Origin of the sequence: Micromonospora sp. DT48 (assembly GCF_049844495.1) — a bacterium.
Lineage (GTDB): Bacteria > Actinomycetota > Actinomycetes > Mycobacteriales > Micromonosporaceae > Micromonospora.
Genome location: NZ_JBNCLE010000032.1, coordinates 1 through 18,252, shown reverse-complemented (window position 1 = coordinate 18,252; position 18,252 = coordinate 1). Strand labels below are relative to the sequence as shown.

Annotated in this window: 15 protein-coding genes and 3 pseudogenes; 12 read left to right on the top strand and 6 right to left on the bottom strand. The window is 66.5% G+C overall.

Annotation, left to right across the window (positions count from 1 at the left end; all coding sequences use genetic code 11):
- The first annotated feature begins 501 nt into the window (after positions 1–501).
- The 9 genes from ACLQ2S_RS25760 to ACLQ2S_RS25720 all read left to right on the top strand — a co-directional run bounded on the left by ACLQ2S_RS25760 (position 502) and on the right by ACLQ2S_RS25720 (position 13,126).
- Positions 502–1,386 carry a hypothetical protein gene (locus ACLQ2S_RS25760; protein ID WP_425703481.1) on the top strand — a complete coding sequence of 295 codons (885 nt, stop codon included), beginning with the start codon at positions 502–504 and terminating at the stop codon, positions 1,384–1,386.
- Positions 1,379–2,218, top strand: a complete 840-nt coding sequence (locus ACLQ2S_RS25755) for a TRM11 family SAM-dependent methyltransferase (RefSeq protein WP_425703479.1) — start codon at positions 1,379–1,381, stop codon at positions 2,216–2,218. Before ACLQ2S_RS25760 ends, ACLQ2S_RS25755 begins: the two co-directional genes overlap by 8 nt.
- Complete coding sequence (locus ACLQ2S_RS25750; protein WP_425703477.1) at positions 2,215–2,754, top strand: XF1762 family protein; 540 nt, start codon at positions 2,215–2,217, stop codon at positions 2,752–2,754. The genes ACLQ2S_RS25755 and ACLQ2S_RS25750 overlap by 4 nt, the downstream gene beginning before the upstream one ends.
- A complete protein-coding gene (locus ACLQ2S_RS25745; RefSeq protein ID WP_425703475.1) occupies positions 2,751–3,845 on the top strand; it encodes a DNA-methyltransferase in 1,095 nt (364 codons plus the stop codon). Before ACLQ2S_RS25750 ends, ACLQ2S_RS25745 begins: the two co-directional genes overlap by 4 nt.
- Complete coding sequence (locus ACLQ2S_RS25740) at positions 3,842–4,453, top strand: hypothetical protein (RefSeq protein WP_425703473.1); 612 nt, start codon at positions 3,842–3,844, stop codon at positions 4,451–4,453. The genes ACLQ2S_RS25745 and ACLQ2S_RS25740 overlap by 4 nt, the downstream gene beginning before the upstream one ends.
- The gene (locus ACLQ2S_RS25735) at positions 4,450–5,529 is read left to right on the top strand and encodes a tyrosine-type recombinase/integrase (protein ID WP_425703471.1); all 1,080 of its coding nucleotides are present in this window, start codon (positions 4,450–4,452) and stop codon (positions 5,527–5,529) included. Before ACLQ2S_RS25740 ends, ACLQ2S_RS25735 begins: the two co-directional genes overlap by 4 nt.
- A 324-nt stretch (positions 5,530–5,853) precedes the next feature.
- Positions 5,854–12,198 carry an RHS repeat-associated core domain-containing protein gene (locus tag ACLQ2S_RS25730; protein WP_425703469.1) on the top strand — a complete coding sequence of 2,115 codons (6,345 nt, stop codon included), beginning with the start codon at positions 5,854–5,856 and terminating at the stop codon, positions 12,196–12,198.
- 26 nt (positions 12,199–12,224) lie between these two features.
- A complete protein-coding gene (locus ACLQ2S_RS25725) occupies positions 12,225–12,680 on the top strand; it encodes a hypothetical protein (protein ID WP_425703467.1) in 456 nt (151 codons plus the stop codon).
- Between the two features lie 47 nt (positions 12,681–12,727).
- Complete coding sequence (locus ACLQ2S_RS25720; RefSeq protein WP_425703465.1) at positions 12,728–13,126, top strand: hypothetical protein; 399 nt, start codon at positions 12,728–12,730, stop codon at positions 13,124–13,126.
- Between the two features lie 378 nt (positions 13,127–13,504).
- Here ACLQ2S_RS25720 and ACLQ2S_RS25715 read toward each other — a convergent pair whose 3' ends face one another.
- The 3 genes and pseudogenes from ACLQ2S_RS25715 to ACLQ2S_RS25705 form a co-directional block, all read right to left on the bottom strand.
- The gene (locus tag ACLQ2S_RS25715; protein ID WP_425703463.1) at positions 13,505–13,645 is read right to left on the bottom strand and encodes a hypothetical protein; all 141 of its coding nucleotides are present in this window, start codon (positions 13,643–13,645) and stop codon (positions 13,505–13,507) included.
- 50 nt (positions 13,646–13,695) lie between these two features.
- Complete coding sequence (locus tag ACLQ2S_RS25710) at positions 13,696–14,397, bottom strand: ISAs1 family transposase (protein WP_425703461.1); 702 nt, start codon at positions 14,395–14,397, stop codon at positions 13,696–13,698.
- A gap of 11 nt (positions 14,398–14,408) precedes the next feature.
- Positions 14,409–14,582 (bottom strand): annotated as a pseudogene (locus ACLQ2S_RS25705) (transposase family protein); the annotation flags it as partial.
- Positions 14,583–14,625: 43 nt separating this feature from the next.
- Between ACLQ2S_RS25705 and ACLQ2S_RS25700 the strand changes: the two are divergent.
- Positions 14,626–14,929, top strand: a pseudogene (locus ACLQ2S_RS25700) (hypothetical protein); the annotation flags it as partial.
- A 193-nt stretch (positions 14,930–15,122) separates the two neighbouring features.
- On the opposite strand, the pseudogene ACLQ2S_RS25695 reads toward ACLQ2S_RS25700, so the two are convergent.
- The 3 genes and pseudogenes from ACLQ2S_RS25695 to ACLQ2S_RS25685 form a co-directional block, all read right to left on the bottom strand.
- A pseudogene (locus tag ACLQ2S_RS25695) lies at positions 15,123–15,446 on the bottom strand (transposase); the annotation flags it as partial.
- Between the two features lie 107 nt (positions 15,447–15,553).
- Positions 15,554–16,582 carry a tyrosine-type recombinase/integrase gene (locus ACLQ2S_RS25690; protein WP_425703459.1) on the bottom strand — a complete coding sequence of 343 codons (1,029 nt, stop codon included), beginning with the start codon at positions 16,580–16,582 and terminating at the stop codon, positions 15,554–15,556.
- Complete coding sequence (locus tag ACLQ2S_RS25685; RefSeq protein WP_425703457.1) at positions 16,579–17,055, bottom strand: hypothetical protein; 477 nt, start codon at positions 17,053–17,055, stop codon at positions 16,579–16,581. Before ACLQ2S_RS25685 ends, ACLQ2S_RS25690 begins: the two co-directional genes overlap by 4 nt.
- A gap of 366 nt (positions 17,056–17,421) precedes the next feature.
- Here ACLQ2S_RS25685 and ACLQ2S_RS25680 point away from each other — a divergent pair, with 366 nt between their 5' ends.
- Positions 17,422–17,793 carry an AbrB/MazE/SpoVT family DNA-binding domain-containing protein gene (locus ACLQ2S_RS25680; protein WP_425703455.1) on the top strand — a complete coding sequence of 124 codons (372 nt, stop codon included), beginning with the start codon at positions 17,422–17,424 and terminating at the stop codon, positions 17,791–17,793.
- Positions 17,790–18,252, top strand: a 463-nt coding sequence (locus ACLQ2S_RS25675) for a hypothetical protein (RefSeq protein ID WP_425703453.1), incomplete at its 3' end; no start/stop codon positions are given. The genes ACLQ2S_RS25680 and ACLQ2S_RS25675, both read left to right, overlap by 4 nt.

The following is an 18,252-nucleotide window of genomic DNA, read 5'->3' as shown; positions in this document are numbered from 1 at the left end:
GGGGATTCCGAAGCGCCGTACCGACTGGCACGGCCAGGCTCATCCACTCACACCCACCCAACAGCAATCGGAGTATGTCGATGGAGGGTAAGTGGTCGGTGTATCGGGTACGGGCGTGTTGGGCGCAGGTCGGGGCCTTGACCGCTCGACGGTCCGGCGCAGGTCACGAAGGGCCGGAGTTCAATCGCGTTGGCAGTGTCGGTTGTTGGTGCAGCTCAAGGCCCTGTTGGCTGCTGTTGGCCAAGAACCTGGCCAACAGCAGCAGCGGCCGGGTTTCTTGCTGTCTCGCCGAGTGCAGACGGCCAACCCGACAGAGCGCAGCGCCCGGCGCTCGGGCCTGCCAGCTGACGGTGTCGCCGGCAGAGTCGACCCTGCCGATCGGGTGAATGCCTAACGCAGAGCGCGGCATCGCCTGTTGGGTCCGCTGTCTCACGTCGTTGGGTGATGCCAGGCCGCTGTTGGGCTGAACCAGCCGGGCTGAGTTCTGGGCGAGGTGTCGGGTTGAGCGGCGTCGACCCAGCGGTTGGCCTGTTGGCCAACGGTCCTGCCGTGCCCGTGTCGCTGTTGGGTGCTGTTGGCCTGGTTGAGCCGTCCGGCCCCCGCACATCGGGGTCCGGTCGCCCTATTGGGAGTCGTGAGCACGGGCCAGCCGGTGGAAGCCACCCGCCGATGACCGAACCCTTCGCAACACCCGCACACCCCAATGTGTCGCCTCAGCCGCGACGCGGCGAACGAGCGAGTCGCGACACGCCCCCGCCCGATGGGGTCGCGTACCGCGACTTCCTCCGGGTGGACCTCGCTGCCGGTCCGCCGGTCCCGATCTCGATCTGGCGTGCCGTCGGCGCAGTCGGCGACAACGAGGAGCCGATCCACCAGCGGCTGGCGCGACGAGTCGTCGTCACCTATAGCCGCCGCGGCGCGGCCGTGGTCGACTTTGACGGCGACCCCGCCATACGGGAAGCCGCCGCGGCGACCGGCCGCCGGTACCTGCCGGTGACCCAGCCCGCCGACCTCGCCGACATCGACGCCGTCCAGGTGGACCTGGTCGTGCTGCGGTGGCCTCGACCGCACCCCGCAGTCGAGGCTGTGGCGGATCTGTTCCGCGCTTTCCGGCTGGTGGTCACCCCGGACGGCTTCGCCGTGCTCATCGTCGACCCGACCCAGGACGGCGGCAGCTACCCCGAACAGAGCCGCCGGTTAATCCCCGAAGCCCGCTCCGGCGGCATGCGCCACCTGCAACGCATCATCGCGATCACCGTCCCCACCGCTGGCACCGACAGCGACACTACGCCCGAGGACGACACCACCTCCGGCGATTCGGCGACCGGACGTCCTGTGCGCGTCGATGTCCTCGTGTTCGTCGTGGCGGGAGGCCGCCGTGGCTGACAGGCAGCTCAGCGCGTCGTTGATGTCGCCGCCGCAACGGTCGGTGTGGCTGGTCGGCCAACGCCCGGTCGCCGCCCAACGGCGCGGGAAGTACGTGCTCGGCTCGGCCGCGCATCCGCAACGGACATGGCCGGACCTGGCCGCCGCCGCGATCATCCGGTACAGCCAGCCTGGCGACCTCGTCCTCGACCCCCTGGCGGGTGTCGGCACCACGCTGATCGAAGCGGTGGCGGCGGGTTGCGACACGATCGGGGTCGAGTACGAGCCGGACTGGGTGCGGCTGGCCCAGGCGAACCTGCACCGCGCGAACCGCGCCGGCGGCACCGGTCAGGGCATGGTCTTGGCCGGCGACGCGACCGCCCTGTCAGACGTGCTGCCGTCGGCGCTGCGGGGACGTGTCGCGCTGGTGGTGACCTCACCGCCGCACGGACACCCCCTCCAGGGCCGTGTCGCGAACCGCACCCGCCATGTCGACCGAGCCGCCGGCATGGCCGCCGTACTCACCGGCTGTCTGCCGCTGCTGCGACCGGACGCCACCGTCGTGGTCACCCTCCGCCGCCACCCCAACCATCCGGCAGTCGAGCCGCCGGACGCGATCCCCGCCGCCGGCAGCGCATCAGGTCTGACGCTCATCGAGCACAACATCGGCGTGCTCGCCGACGCCCACGACGGCCGACTCGTTCCCACGTCGCCCGCCAGCAGGTCCGCAACGACCGCCCCGCGACGGAACGACTTGCCCCTCTACTCGAGCGCCTACGAGGACATCTACGTCTTTCGGCACCAGCCGACCGCAGACCTGGTGGCACCCGACCAACACGGAGTGTGCCCATGATTGCCAGCCCGCACCGCCGTACCGCCCGCCCCCGGGTGCGCCCGATCAGCTACCGGCAGGCCAGAGACTTCATCACCACCCGCCACCGACACCTCACCCCACCGCAGGGACACAAGTTCTCCCTCGGCCTGACCAACCACGCCGGCGTGCTCCTCGGGGTCGCGGTGGTCGGCCGACCGCTCGCCCGTCACCTCGACGACGGACTCACCGCCGAGATCACCCGCCTGGCCACCGACGGATCCCGCAACGACTGCTCCGTCCTGCTGGCCGCCGCCTGGCGCGTCGCCCGACACATGGGCTACCAGCGGATGATCACCTACACCCGCGCCGACGAACCCGGCACCAGCCTCCGCGCCGCCGGCTGGACCGCCGTGGCCGACCGTCCCGCCACCCCCGGCTGGGACCGGCCAAGCCGACCCCGAACGTCACACGGCACCGACCACATCGCCCGCACCCGCTGGCAGGTCACCACCCCCGACTGGGCCCGCGAACCCCGAAGGCCGCGCAGGCCACGACGGCGGGGGGACGCTGGATGAGCCACCACACCCACCCGTCCAACCGGTTCCTGTACCACCAGGACGAGAAGGTCACCCTCTACACCGGCGACGCCCAGCAGGTCCTCGCGACCCTGCCCGCGGCAAGCGTCGACATCGTGGTCACCAGCCCGCCCTACTACGGGCTGCGGGACTACCGCCAGCCCGGCCAGTACGGGCTCGAACCCACGCCCCAGGACTACGTCAACACGATGGTCAACGTCTTCGGGCACGTCCACCGGATCCTCAAGCCCACCGGCACGCTCTGGCTGGTCCTCGGCGACTCGTACAGCCTCAACTCCGGCGGCGCACCCCAAAGCGGCACCTACTCCGGCTACCGCAGCCCCGACACCACCCGACCCGGACTCATCCGCCCCCGCACCCAGGACATCCTCCCCGCCAAGAATTTGATCGGCATCCCATGGCGGGTCGCTCTCGCGCTGCAAGCTACCCGGCAGTGGATCCTTCGCCAGGCCGTCGTCTGGCACAAACCCAACGCAATCCCAGAAAGCGTACGAGACCGGCCATCCTGCTCCCACGAATACATCTTCCTCCTGGCCCGATCACGCTTCTACTACTTCGACCTCGACGCCATCCGCGTCCCAATGTCCAGGCCAGAGGCGCTGGACGGAACCAGGATCATCGGTGGCCGACGCAAAGGAACCCAGGGCGGCATCGGGGCCACAGCCCGCCGCCGAGGCGTCACGCCCTACGGCGCGAACCAGCCCAAGTACGTCACCGACCCCGCCGCCCACCACAGCAACACGGCCCGCAACAACCTCCTCGCCAACGGCCGCGCCCACCGCAGCCACCACCCCCGAGGCAAGAACCCGGGATCAGTCTGGTCGACCCCCACCCGCCCCTTCCGGGAAGCGCACTTCGCCGTCTACCCGATCGACATACCCCTACGCGCCATCCGGGCCGGGTGCCCGCCCGGTGGCGTCACCCTCGACCCGTTCAGCGGCGCCGGCACCACCGGCCTCGCCGCACTGCAGCTCGGCCGCACGTACATCGGCATCGACATCAACGCCGACTACCACGACATAGCCCTTGACCGAATCGATACACCGCGACAGCGCGGCAGGCGTCCATGACCGGCCGCTCCCCGTCCACACACAACGGCACGCGGCCCGAGGGCATCACAGGCGCGAAAACCCTTTCGGCCAAAGGATCGCTGAAGAGGGAGGCCGCGACTGAACCCGACGGCGCGCCGCTGGACAGAGACCTCGTTCTGCACGAACCACTGCCGCATGCGCGGAACGCTGTGGGTGTAGGTCGGCTCGCGCAGCCATCTACCGGCGAATACCTACAACCGTCACCGGCGTTACCGATTCCAGCGCTCGTGGACACTGCGCGCGGATCTGACGTCCGCTGCGTAGTCACGCCAGTCGACCGCGATGGACGGCTTGCCGATCGGTCCGTACTTGCGTTCATGGGTTGGCTCGCAGGTCAGGCGGTTACGTTTGTCAATGAACCTGGCCTGATTGTCATCGCCCGCACCGGTGGCAGCGGCCGAGTCGACCGGCGTGGCCATCTGCGGCTTCCGCTCGCCGTGCGCCGCAGATGTGGGATCGTCACCGGAGATCGGGTGCTGGTCGCCGCGAACCGGCAGCGCAACGAACTGCTGGTGATTCCGATGGCCGCAGTGGACGCCATGGTTGTCCTCTACCGCGAGCCAGGCGACAGCCAGGCGCGACGATGACCGGGCCGATGGATCATCGCAACGCGCAGGTGGAGACGCTGCGGAGTCTGCTCAAGCAACTGGGGATCACCCCTGAGCAACTGCTCACCGAGACGACGGCGGCGTCGGTCGCGGTGCCGACGTTCGACGAGTATGTAGGCCAGGTTGCCGAGGCGGTCTCACCCGGTACCCGCCGGGTCTACGGCTCGTACTGGCAGCGCATCTGCCGTCAGTGGGGAGAGCGGCGGATTACCGAGCCGACGCCCCTAGAGATCAAACGGCTGGCTGAGGACATCCGTAGCGATGTGGTCGTGCGCCGCAACGCGCGCGGTGGCCGTACCGCGGCCGAACACCTGATCGCCGCCATGCGCTGTATCTACCGGCATGCGGTCATGGACGGGCTGATCCGGGAGGCCGACAACCCCGCCGCGAAGGTGGCCAAGCCCCGCCGGCTGGCCAGCATCCGCCGCGCTGTCCCGGAGGCGCAGCTGGCTGAGATCATCCATATCGCCACAACCACCGGTAACGACCCACACCTGGACGGCCTGCTGATCAGGCTGCATCTGGAAACCGCCTGCCGCCGCGGCGGGGCGCTGGCGCTGCGCCGGCGAGACCTGGATCCAGACCAGTGCCTGATCTATCTACGAGAAAAGGGCGGCACCTCTCGCTGGCAGCCGGTCTCACCGACCCTGATGCAGCACCTGCTGGCCCACCACGCCGAGCGCGGCGACGGCGACCGCAACGGCAGCCTGTTGCGCTACCGTAACGGCCGACCGTTGACCTACCGCCGTTACGATCACCTATGGCACCGGATCGGAACCCACCTGCCCTGGGTCGCGGCGCAGCAGATCAGCACCCACTGGCTGCGCCACACCACCCTGACCTGGGTAGAGCGCGCGTTCAGCTACGCGGTGGCCCGCGCCTACGCCGGACATTCCGGTAGTAACGACGCCGGCACGACGATGACCTATGTGCGGGCCGAGGCCCAGGAAGTCGCTGCTGCCCTGGCCGCGCTTACCGGCGAGCCGCAACCTCTGGCCCGCCCGACATCACCGTGGTCACCAGCAGCGGCCGGGACTACAGCCCTGCTGCAGTGATCTTTTCCGTCAGCTGAAAATTTGCTGAAGATCGCTTTGTGTGAGGGGTGTCGGCTGCTGGCGACCGGTGAGGTGGGCGGGTTGGGGTTTTTGTGACGGTAATTGGCGACGGCCGCATGGGGTTGAAGCACCCGATCGTATGCGGAGGGTGGTCGTCCGTGATGGACGTGGGTCATCAGTGCTCTTGTGCCGGTATCCCCGGGGTGTCTAGCGTGTCGATCACTTTTTGATCATCGGGAGTGTGTGATGCCTGTTGGCCGCCGTGGGGGCACTGCGTTTGACCGTTTCGGGGCGCGGGGGAGGGCCCGGGCTGGGGTCCTGGCGGTGGCGCTGCTGGTGGGGTTGTTGCCGGTGGTGCAGCTGCGGGGGCCGGCGGTGGCGGCGGCGCCGGCGGCGGCGCCGGCGGTGGAGCCGGGTGATTCCCGGTCGGTGGCGAGTGTCGCGGTGCGGCAGCAGGCGCAGGATCCGGACCCTGATGACGAGGTCACGGTGACGGAGCCGCTGCCGGCAGGAAGGTTCCCTGCCGGCGGTGAGGCGGTCCTCGACCTTCAGGCGGATGCCGCAGATCGGGAGGCGTTCGGGCTGACGGTCGAACCCGCTGAAGGGGCGCCTGCGGGTGAGGGTGTGGCGGCGCGGGGCCTGACCGGTGGTGAGGTTGGGTCGGTGCGGGTGCGGTCGTTTGACCGGTCGGCGTCGGTGGCGTTGGGTAACGCGGGCCCGTTGTACTCGCTGTCCCGGGCGGACGGGTCTGCGGCGGCGGGTGCGGTGCAGGTGGTTATCGATTATGCGGATTTCGCGCAGGCGTATGGGGGTTCGTTTGCTGACAGGTTGACGTTGGTGCGGTTGCCGGGGTGCGCGGCGACGTCGCCGGAGGTGCCGGAGTGTTCGGCTGGCCCGGTGTGGGTGTCGGCGACGAATGATCCGCACGCGAAGACGTTGACGGCGGTGGTGGATGTCAGTGGCGACCCGACCGGTGATGGGCGCCGTACGGGTGTGTTCGAGGGCTTCGCGTCGGAGTCGACGGTCGAGTCGACCGGGGTGTACGCCCTGGCGTCGTTGGCCTCTGGCGGGTCGACCGGCTCGTACACGGCGACGGATTTGAAGCCGTCGGGGTCGTGGCAGGTGGGGGAGAGCGCGGGGTCGTTCACCTATTCGTATCCGTTGCCGGAGCCGCCGTTGCCGTATGGGCAGACGTTGGGGTTGGGGTTGTCGTACAGCTCGTCGGCGGTGGATGGGATGACGCACGGGACGAACAACCAGTCCGGCCCGGTGGGGTTGGGTTGGTCGTATTCGCCGGGCTATGTGGAGCGGATGTACAAGCCGTGTCGGACGTATCCGACGGAGATGTGTTGGGAGTCCCCGGACGGTGAGGACGGGGAGGCGGCGACCAATGATGTGGCGGCGTCGCATATCACGATCTCGTTGCAGGGGCAGTCGACGCAGATCGTGAAGACGACGGCGGGGGTGTGGAAGCCGGTTGACGATCTCGGGTGGCGGGTGGAGTTCCTCTCCGGTGGTGCTGAGGACGATGGCTACTGGAAGGTGTGGACGCAGGACGGCACGGAGTACCGGTTCGGGTATGTGCGGGACGCGGTGTGGAAGATGTCGTTCCTGGGGGATGAGGCGGGGGAGCCGTGCCACGACGTGTATCCGAACTCGTGTCGGGATCCGTGGCGGTGGAACCTGGACCGGGTTCGGGACGCCAACGAGAACGAGACCTATCTGCACTGGACGCGGGAGACGAACCACTACAAGCGCGCGCTGAGCGGTTCGATCCTCGAGTACGACCGCGGCGGGTACCTGTCGGAGATCGAGTACGCGAAGAACGTCACCGAGACGGGTGCGGTTCCGGTCGGCCGGGTGCTGTTCAGTTGGGCGAACCGGTGTGTGGAGCGCACCGCCGAAGAGGACCCGTTGAACAACACTCCGGCGTCGTGTCCGTCGCTGTCATCGAACCCGACCTCCTACCCCGACGTGCCCGGTGACCTGTCCTGCGGGTCGTCGTCGTGTGGGAACTACACCCAGTCGTTCTTCACCAGCAAAATTCTGGACCGGGTGACGTCGTATCAGTGGAACGCGGGTACCGCGGCGTGGAACAACGTCGGCCGGGTGCAGTTGCGCTACAAGGTGGTCAACCCGCCGGGTATCACCGACCGTGTTTTCATCCTGGACTACATCCGGCCGATCGGGTTGATCGGCGCGGACGCGAACAAGATCGACCTGCCGCCGGTGAACCTCGACTACGTCGACGGCGTCCAGCCGGACTACCGTGACGGTCGGGTCGACTACGACGAGGCCGGTCTGGGTGTGTCGGCGATGCGGATGCCGCGGCTGCTGGTGGTCCGCAACGGTCTCGGTGGCCGTACGGAGGTCACCTACGGCACGCAGAAGCCGTGCCCGCAGGGTGGGTCGAACCAGTCGGGCTACACCAGCTGGCACAACGGCAAGCAGGGCAACTGGGACGTCAACACCGAGGACTGCTACCCGATCTTCCACTCACCGCCCGGCGCCGACCCAGGGTTCGGGATCTTCCACAAGTACCTGGTCAAGAAGATTGTGGTGAAAGATCAGGTGGGTGGGTCACCGGACCAGGTCACCCAGTACGACTACTCGGTCGGGAACCCGGCGTGGAAGAACCCCAACAACCCGCTCGTGCCGGACGCCAACGAGTCGTGGAGCATCTTCGCCGGCTACAACCGCGTGCGGGTGCTGCAGGGCTCGGGGACGGATCCGTCGAAGTACACGGTGTGGATGTCGAACTTCTTCCGCGGCATGTACCACGACATCCGTGACCAGGCCAGCGGCGGCGGCATCAAAGAAACCACGGTCACCGACTACGCCGGTAACACCTACGACGACCACTACGCCCGCGCCGGCCGGACCCTGCAAACCCGGCACTACCGGATGACCACCTACAACGCCAACCCCGCCGACGCCGCCTACACCGAAGTCGCCAGCACCCGCTACGACCACATCATCCAAGGCAGCTTCAACGGCCCCGGCTACGCCAATCCCCGCCAAGTCCGCCTTGGCCTGGAGAACTCACGCGTCAAACTCGACGACGGCAGCTGGCGACACAGCGAAGAGAAAACCATCTACGAGTCCACGTACGGGCTGCCGATCCGGTTCCACCAGTACAACCAGGTCGGCATCGCGGACAACACCTGCACCTCCTACACGTACGCCCAGCGCGACACACCGAGCTCCAACTACTTGATCAACTACCCGGAGCGGGTGGAGACCTGGTCCGGCGACACCTGCGGCTCCGGAACACTGCTGTCCCGCACGGTCACCTTCTACGACACCTACACCACCGAAGGTTCCCAGACCCCCTTCGACGGCAACGTCGCCGAGACCCGCACCTACACCAGTCCGAGCACCTATGTGTCCAGCGGCCGCAGCACCTACGACAACATGGGCCGCCTCTTGACCTCGACCGATCCGGCCGGGCTGACCATCACCACCGCCTACAGCCCAGTGGTCAACTGGCCTGACAACGGGATCACCAGCACCGTCGGCGGTGGGTTCAACCACACCAGCACGACCTTGATCGATCGGCACACGGGTGAACCCGCGCGGATCACCGACCCGAACGGCAAGATCACCGACCTGGTCTACGACCCCCTGGGCCGTCTGGCAGAGGTGTACCTGCCGGGGCAGGCCAAGTCCTCCGGGGTGCCGTCGCTGCGGTTCAGCTACCAGATCACTTCCAGCGGCATCGGCCAACCCACCGCCCCGGCACGGACCAGAACCGAAACGCTGCAATCCCACAGCGGCAGCCCCGTCTACCTGAACTCCTACCAGTACATCGACGGTCTCGGACGCGGCAGAGAAGCACAGCAGCCTGGCCCGAACGGCGGACGGGTTGTCACCGCCACCACCTACGACGCCCGTGGCAACGTCGCCGCCACCACCGACCCCTTCCACAACACCTCCGCGGCCGGTTCCGGGCTGGTTAACCCCACCCTGTCTACCGTTCCGGCGGTCCACGAGACCAGTTACGACCACCTCAACCGGCCCACCACGCAGGTCGACAAGAAACTCGGCACGGCCTGGCGTCAAACCTCGACCACCTACAACGGCGACCGCACGATGGTCGTTCCCCCGACTGGTGGCACCAAGACCGTCAGCCACACCGATGTGCGCGGCAATGTCACCCGCCTGGACCAGTACACCTCGGCCAGCGATCCGAACGCATACCAGAGCACCACCTACACCTACGACCTCCTCGACCAACTCACCCACGTCGTCGACCCCGCCGGCAACAGCTGGACCACCACCTACGACCTCGCGGGTCGCACCACCCACAAGACAGACCCCGACTCCGGCACCACCACCACCCACTACGACACAGCAGGGCGGCTCGCCTATACCGTCGACAGCCGGGGGCAGAAGATCTCCGCCGAGTACGACAACTTGTCCCGCACGATCGGACGTTGGTCCGGCGACGTGGGGAGCGGCGCCAAACTGGCCAGCTATGTCTACGACAGCATCGCCAAGGGGCAGTTGACCTCCGCCACCCGCCATCACGGCGGCGGCGACTACACCACGGCCGTGACCGGCTACACCGACCGCTACCAGCCCACCGGCACCACCGTCACCCTCCCCGCAGCCGTAGGTGCCCTCGCCGGCACCTACGGCACCACGTTCACCTACGACAAGGCCGGACACCTCACCAGCAGCAGCCAACCTTCCGCGGGCGGGCTGCCCACCGAGACCCTCACCTTCGGCTACGACAACAACGGCTACCCCACCACCATGACCGGCGTCGACACCTACGTCGCCGCCACCAGCTACTACGCCCACGGCCCCACCCACCAACTCCTCCTCGGCGCCACCGGCAAACGAGTACGACTGACCAACACCATCGACCAACAGACCGGCCGACTCGACGCCACCAGCATCGACCTCGAAAACACTCCTGGCGCCTTCACCACCAAGTACGCCACCGGCTACCGCTACGACGCCGTCGGCAACATCACCTCCACCCTCGGCAGCACCAACGGCACCGCCGACCAGATCGAATGCTTCCGCTACGACCCCCTACGCCGACTCACCACCGCCTGGACCGGCAACACCCCAACCACCACCGCCTGCGACCAAACACCGCAACGAGGCGGCAGCATCGACCCCTACTGGCGCTCCTGGGAATTTGACACCGTCAGCAACCGCACCACCCAAACCGACCACAACCCCGCCGGCAACACCACCTGGACCTACACCCACCCCGCCCCCGGTACCAGCCAACCCCATGCCGTCACCAGCATCACCGCCACTGGCCCCCTCGCCACCACACCGACCCGGTCGTTCACCTACGACGCCGCCGGCAACACCCTCACCCGGAACAGCGACACCGGTGTGGCGCAGCAACTGGCATGGGACGCCGAAGGACGCCTCGACACCCTCACCGAAGGCACCGACGACACCACCTACATCTACGACACCGAAGGCAACCGGCTCATCAGCCGCGCCCCCGACAAAACCACCCTCTACCTCGGGAACACCGAACTCACCCTTACCAACGGCAGCAACCAAGCCGACGGCACCCGCTACTACACCGCCGCCGGCCGCACCATCGCCGTCCGCACTCTGGCCGGCCTGGTCTGGAGCGGCGCCGACCACCACGGCACCGAACAAGTTCAAATTTACGCCAACGACCTCACCCCCAACCGCAATCGCCTTTTGCCATATGGCGAAGACCGCACCACGCCACCCTCTATCTTCCTCGGCACCCGAGGATTCGTCGGCGGCACCCGCGACGATACCGGCCTGACCCACCTCGGCGCCCGCGAATACGACCCCAGCATTGGCCGATTTATCAGCGTCGACCCGATCCAGGATGTCGCCGACCCGCAACAATGGAGCGGCTACAGCTACGCTAACAACAACCCCACGACCCTCAGCGACCCCGACGGACTTATTCCCCTCGCCACCGGCGGCGGAGCCGCAGAAGACGCCCACTGGAAGAAGCAAAACAAAAAGGTAACTTACAACCTCCACAAGAATAGGTGGACCGTTGTTAAGGTGAAGCCTCTCCCTAAGCCTGTCAAAAGAGAGACTCCACCCATCAAGTCTGGTGGCAGCAAGTCGGCCATTCTCCTCGGGACGTTTGCAATTGCGGCACCGGATCGCGAGGAGCTTGAGGCTGAAGTCAACAAGTACTCCATCGACGGCTCGATGCTCGCGGGTGACCTTCAAATCAAGGAGTCGTACGTAGGTAAGAAAATCTGTGACGCACACCCTGACTGGTGTACGGCGGAGGCCCTTGAGTCTGCGGAGCTATCCGATCAGATCGACGGCTTGGGCTACCATGTGCTCGCTGGTGGCTTCTATGCGAGCAAGCGGCCCCCCCACAACGCAACCGTCACCGTCTATGACGCGGAAGGCAGCATTATCCATCGCACCCGCCTGGTCAGCGGAAACATGACTCCTGAGGAGAAAGCGAAGGGATTCCCTCTCAATACCCTGCTGGCGCACACGGAGTCAAGGGCGACTCGCCATATTCCTCTGCAGCCTGGCCAAACGATGTTGATTGAAGGCCAGTATGCTCCCTGTAGTGCATGTAAGTACGCGATGCGTGTTGCAAGTAAGGGTGGCGGGACCTATGTCTACACGTGGGAGGGCAACATGAGAGTATCGGTCGGCGGTAGGGTGATCCGTCGTCGCTGAGGCAGATGAATGCCTAGGGGGTGAAAGTGAACGCGTCGAGCAACCGGCAGATGTGGGAAGTCCAGAGCGTGGACATTGACCGCCACCTTGAGAAGGGCTGGCACTCGGTCGCAATCAACGCAACGAATGGAAGAGGCGAGCTGTACCTGGAGCTTCAGCTCGACACTGACGAGGACGAATGCGAGGACGGTTATTGCATAGTCGATTCTCCTGCCTATCCCGTTTCCGCTCAATTAATGGACGATTCTCTCCGGCGGCTGGCGCTACACCGTACTCTTTACGGTGGAATTGAGGAGTGCGGGATCATAGGAGAATCGCTGTATTTTGTCCTGTCGGACCGGGCGCAGGATACTTTCGGGTGGCCGAGGCGACTTGAGCTGTCACTTGCGTCTACGATGAACCAACTCGAGTCGCTGCGCCGGGGATTGGGTAGGATCCTGAATGCGGCAGGAGAAGGTGAGCGTCCCCTGCTGCGGTTGTAGAATCCGTTGGGAGCGCGCCATTTCAGCCTCAAATTGGGTGGGAGACTGTGGAACTTGATGTACCGGTCGGCAAAGAGGGTGCACGTATACTTCAGGAAAGGTGGGTTAGGGCCGGGCTCCTTGCCGTCGACGTGCGTCTTGTTGCGACCGAGGTGGAGGAACTCTCCCAGAGTCCGAACGGTCTAGGGCAGTGTATTTGGGCCGTGTCTGAGCAGGGCCTATTCCTGCAGCCTTTGTCGGACGAGTTGGCGCTGACCGAACTTGGCTTTGGCTGGGCCTGGAGACTTAGGGCGGTGCGGACTGGGAAGGGCCTCCTGCTGGAGGTGGTTGAAAAGTTGACAGGCAGGCTCCAGCATAGCGGGAAAATGGGCAACCCAGATCCCTTTTTTGTTGATCGCTTACATGAACTGACGAGAAGTCAGGGGCATCTTCTTGAAGATTTCTGAGAAGACATCTGCTTCTCGTATTTGACGTGTGATAGGTTGAGCGTCTCACCATGCGGCTTTGGTCGGGTAATCCAGGTGGCGGGTCTTGGAGTTGATCGCGAATCCGGTTTCTCGATCGGTCGCGTTGGTCGCGCCATCGGATATGGCCGCCGATGGCGCGTCCTGCTCAGCGTGGTTGCGACAGGGCCTCGGCAAAGTCGTGAGAGTGTCCGGCTTGATCCGCTTGGTATAGACGCGCCCGTGCTCGTGGTAGCAGGGCGGGCATGACCCGTTCAGATGATCATCGAGGGTTCTACGCCTTGTTGAATCGTCCCAAGTCATGCCCGCCCTGCCATCATCGGTGATCTCGTCTATGTGCGCCGCACCGGCTGTCCAGGGTCATTGCGTTCTCGGGTTGCTGCTGGTGACGGCGGTGATCAGGTCGTGGGGGCGGCGGTTGGCGTGTCGGGTGGCTCTGGCGATGTTGGTTTCCCCTCTGGTCCGGTGGAAGCCGATCGCGGTGTTACGCAGGGTGGCCATGATAGCGGGTCCGTTGCCGGTCCGGGCCTGATGTGAGTCTTCACGGAACGTCACATCCCGGATATGGTGCAGGGCTTCGACGAGCCACTCGCGGCGGATCCATTCCTGCAGGTCGCTCGGTTGGGCGTCGGCGGCGGGTGGTTTTGCCGCTGCTGGTGGTGGTGGTGCGGGTCCGGGTGATCCGGATGGCTTGTTCGGCATGGGGGGAATCCGATCCGGCCCGGGGTGTGCAGGGTGATGGCTTTGACGGTGCGGGTTTCCCGGCGGCCGTGACCGTAGTCGCGGGTCTGGTGCCCGACCGGGATCTGCGTCCAGGGCAGCGTCTTGAGCTGCGTGAACAGGGTCGGCTGGTTGCCCTTGACCGGGATCAGCAGGTGGGCACCCCGCGCGGCGATCTCGGTCGCGTGGGCGGTCTGGGTATGCAGCGCGTCGGCAGCGAAGATCGGGTCCTTCAGGCTGCCCAGGACCTGTTCGACGGCGTCCAGCAGCGGCGCGAAGGCGGGGATGTCGTTGGACTTCGCCGCGACGGTGATCTGCGCGAGGACGATGCCGGTGCTGGTGTCCAGCGCGGACAGCAGGTGTACCTGGCTGCCGTCGACGCGGCGGGCACCCCGCAGGGTCTTGCCGTCGATGGCGATGACCTGCCGGTACCTCGGTCGCGAGGGACTGTCCGCCAGTCGGGTCCGGGTGCGTAGCCAGGCGAGAGAACCGTCGAGAGCAGGTCGGCGTCCAGACGGATCAACAGTCGCCATATCGTGGTCGTGGCGGGGACCCCGCGTAGGAAGCCGAGCCGGACCCGGGCGATGTCGTCCAGATCGTGCAGCCAGTCCGCGATCGCGGTGACCGACGACGCGCCGGCCATCACCGCGCACACCGCAACCGCGAGCAGCCCGGCAAGCGGGTAGCGCAATCCACGCGGGCTGCGAGGATCCGGCACGGCTGACAACGCGTGCAGCAGCCCAGCCTGATCACCCTCAGTTATCGGTCGGGCAGGCCTGTCGGTGGGGGTTGTCAAGCCCCGGGTTTGGTGGATCGTGTACTCGTCGCGGCGTGGATCGCGCGATATCGAGCATCGGGTCGGCGCACGATGATGCCGAGCTGGAAGTTTTGAAGGCTGCGGCTCGGCAGCGGATGGCCGCGGGGCAGGGTGAACTCGACCTTGGCTTGGCTGTAGCGGGAGGATCGGCGTCGGCGGGTGGCCCGCTGCCGATCACGGCGTCGCGGATGGCGGTCTTGTGGGATGCCCTGTCGCATGCCTACGACACGCTCGGGTTCGCCCAGGCAGGCAATCCAGCTTTCGCCATATCACGCGGGTCCCCCAGCGCACCGTCCCTGACCACTGGACCCGGTCACCGGGTTAGCTGGCATGCTCTTGTTCCCTCAGCCTTTCAGCATCAGGTCAGCCATTCGACCCAGGAACCTCCCTCCAAGTCCCTCCCGGCTGAACCGGGGATACAACAGGGCGCCTCGCGGCGCACAGGCTGCGTTCGACGATCCATCGCCGTTTGACGATGGAGAATCCCTGGCCTGTGGGTCTTTGGTGACGACTTCGACGTCGATGCCGAGGGTGGCGCCGTGTTCGATGACGCGGTTTTTGAAGCCGGCGTCGACCCAGGTCTTGGCCAGGGTTGGGTAGGTGGTTTTTGCCCATTGCAGCAGGTCGATGCCGACGGTGTTGTCGTTGGCGCTGGCGGCGGAGACGACGACGGCGAGGAGCAGGCCGAGGGTGTCGGTGACGAATGCCGCGTTTGCGGCCGGACACCTTCTTGCCGGCGTCCTTGCCGGTCGTCGCGGCAGGGACGTGGTTGGCTGCCCGATAGAGGGCGGGCGCGGCGAGGGCAGCGGGATACCCGACAGGAACGGGTGGCCTCCCTCGCCCACGCGAGGGAGGCCACAGGTGATCATCGTCTAGGGTTCCGCAGCGAGCGGATGCTCCTCACCAGTCAGACCGGCCAAGGCAATCGCGACCTCCTGCAGTGTTGCCCGTACGTAGGTGGCCGTAGAGCCGTTCCCGGCGCCTTCCGTGTGTCCGGCGTAAGCGCGGGCCACGGCGTGACCATGGGTCCGTTCTACCCAGGTCAGGGTCGTGTGCCGTAGCCAGTGGGTGCTGATCTGCTGGGTGTGCACCCAGCGCAGATGCTGTCCGATTCGCGACCACAGGTGGTCGTAGCGCCGATAGGTCAGCGGCCGACCGTCGCGGTAGCGCAGCAGCTTGCTGTTCCGGTCGCCATCACCCCTCTCAGCGTGATGCGCCAGCAGGTGCCGCATCAGCGTTGGGGAGATCGGCTGCCAGCGAGATGTGCCGCCCTTCTCCCGCAGGAAGATCAGACATTGGTCGGTGTCCAGATCTCGCGGGCGCAGCGCCAGCGCCCCGCCGCGACGACAAGCCGTCTCGGTGTGCAACCGGATCAGCAAGCTGTCCAGAGCCGGATCGTCGCCCGTCCTGGCCGCCACCTTGTTGATCTCCGCCAAGCGGGCGTCGCCGATCGCCCGCCGCGTGCTGGGCAACCTGCGCGGCTTGGCCACCTTCAACGCCGGATTGTCAGCCGCGTCAAGGTACCCATCCGCTACGGCCCGCCGGAACAGGCAGCGCAGGGCGGACACCAGATGTTCTGCGGCGGATCGTCCGCCGCGGTTGTTGCGTCGCGCCACCACGTTGGCCTGCACCTCGGCGCGCAACTGCTCAATCTCGGAGGGAAGGGGCTCGTCGATACGCCGATCACCCCACGCGTGCACCACCCGTTTCCAGTAGGAGCCATATGCCCGGCGGGTGCCGGGCGACACGGCTGCGGCGACGACCGGCACGTATTCGGCAAATGTCGGGGCGGGAGGACGGGTCGGCTGTACCCCCAATAGATCGGCGGGGGAGATGCCCATTCGCTCCAGCAACAAGCGGGCGGCCTCCAACTCCGGCCGCTCAGCGGCGGTCTGGCTCACGCCGTCTCACCCCTCTTCACAGCCGAGTGCGTGCCAGCCAGCAGCCGGTCGAGCACCGCAAGGGGATGCGCCGCCAGGACACCGGCGGAAAGCTGGGCGACCAGCAGGACGCGATCTCCAGCCTTGAGCCGGCACCAGCGGCGCACCGTCAACGGCAGGAGTAGGTAGCCGCGGTCGTCGATGCGGTAGGTACCATCGGCGGTCGCGCAAGCCAGGATGACTCCGGATTGCTCGCGGATGTCCAGGCGGGTTTCCGGTGACCAACCGAGCGCTCGGACGATGCTGCGGTCAGCGATCCGGCCGCTCTTGTCCACCGCGCTCAACGCGTACGCGGCGTCCGCTGTTCGAGTGAACTCGGAACTCAACGCCGGCAAGGGAAGCGGCCGCCTGGCTCTACCCAGTAGCCCTGGACCGGTGCCGGCGTATCCAGGGATCACCCTGGGAACCACGGGCGGCACGGACGAGGTGCTCATCGCCACCACCCCCACCCCTGCTCGGCAGGAGTTCGCAGCAGCGTCAGACGGTAGGTGGGGTGTTCATAGTGGTCTGAACACAGGTACGGGATATTGCGCACCAGTGCGGACCGTGGGGGTTCAAGTCCCCCCTCGGACACAAACTTGCGGCACCTGTGCCGTATCCGACGTACTGGTGGTCAAGCGTCCTTGACCACGTGAGCCTGATCTTCGCGACCACGTTCGCTGGCCATGTGTTGGCTGAGGGTGGTGGTCGCTGTGACTGAGCCCTCGGCGGCCTCCGTCGTCCCTCCGGTCCTGCTTCCGGACCAGGCCAGGTCTGCCCGGACCGGTGCTGACCGCCCGCTGCGTCGGGCGCCCCTGCCGATGCCTGCACTTCCGCAGCAGCGCACCGAAGCGAAGATGTATCGCCTAGCCTCGATCGACAGCAGCGGCCGAATTCGTGATCGGTCGATCATCGGAGCAATGGGCTGGGAACCCGGTGCCCGCCTGGAAATCCGTCAAGGTGGAGGGGTCATCGTCGTGCGCCGCGACCCCCAGGGAGTCTTCACTGTCACCGGCCAGGGGCACCTGTTGCTGCCGGCCGCGGTGCGGCACTGGTGCGGCCTCGCAGCGGGCGAGCGCGTCCTATTGACCGCGGACCCCGCCGCGAAACTGCTCGTGGTGTACCCGCCTATCGCCTTGGACGAGATGGTCGCCCAGGCCGAACGCGCGGTGCTGGGTGGTGATCCGGCATGAGCGCGGGCACGGCGAGCAAAGCGGAACTGGAGGCCGCCCGGCTGCTGCTGTCGCGGATGGGCATTTCCCCGGCGGACCTGCTAACAGCGTCGTCGGACCGTCCGCCGGCACCGACGTTCGCCCAGTACGTGCCGGTCGTGGCGGCTGCCGTCACCGCAGGCACACGGCGGGCGTACGGCTCGTACTGGAAGCGCGTCGTGGAGCAGTGGGGCGCACGGCGCATTGACGAGCCGACGCCGTCGGAGATTGAGCGGTTGGCGGAGTACGTCAAGACGCATGTGGTGGCCCGGCGTAATGCGCGGGGTGGGCGCAGTGCGGCGGAGCATCTGATCGCGTCGTTGCGTTGCCTGTACCGGCGGGCGGTGGCCGACGGTTTGATCTCACTGGACGTTTGCTTCATCTTCGCGCGAGTAGCGGCCGATTTGCGTCTCGGGCCTCGATGGCGGAAGGTGCCCGACC

What these genes read in the sequence shown, in the direction of transcription:
- ACLQ2S_RS25750 (WP_425703477.1), top strand. Translation starts at nt 2,215, where the DNA reads ATGATTGCCAGCCCGCACCGCCGTACCGCCCGCCCCCGGGTGCGCCCG.
- ACLQ2S_RS25745 (WP_425703475.1), top strand. Translation starts at nt 2,751, where the DNA reads ATGAGCCACCACACCCACCCGTCCAACCGGTTCCTGTACCACCAGGAC.
- ACLQ2S_RS25740 (WP_425703473.1), top strand. Translation starts at nt 3,842, where the DNA reads ATGACCGGCCGCTCCCCGTCCACACACAACGGCACGCGGCCCGAGGGC.
- ACLQ2S_RS25735 (WP_425703471.1), top strand. Translation starts at nt 4,450, where the DNA reads ATGACCGGGCCGATGGATCATCGCAACGCGCAGGTGGAGACGCTGCGG.
- ACLQ2S_RS25715 (WP_425703463.1), bottom strand. Translation starts at nt 13,645, where the DNA reads ATGGCCACCCTGCGTAACACCGCGATCGGCTTCCACCGGACCAGAGGG.
- ACLQ2S_RS25710 (WP_425703461.1), bottom strand. Translation starts at nt 14,397, where the DNA reads ATGGCGACTGTTGATCCGTCTGGACGCCGACCTGCTCTCGACGGTTCT.
- ACLQ2S_RS25685 (WP_425703457.1), bottom strand. Translation starts at nt 17,055, where the DNA reads ATGAGCACCTCGTCCGTGCCGCCCGTGGTTCCCAGGGTGATCCCTGGA.
- ACLQ2S_RS25680 (WP_425703455.1), top strand. Translation starts at nt 17,422, where the DNA reads ATGCCTGCACTTCCGCAGCAGCGCACCGAAGCGAAGATGTATCGCCTA.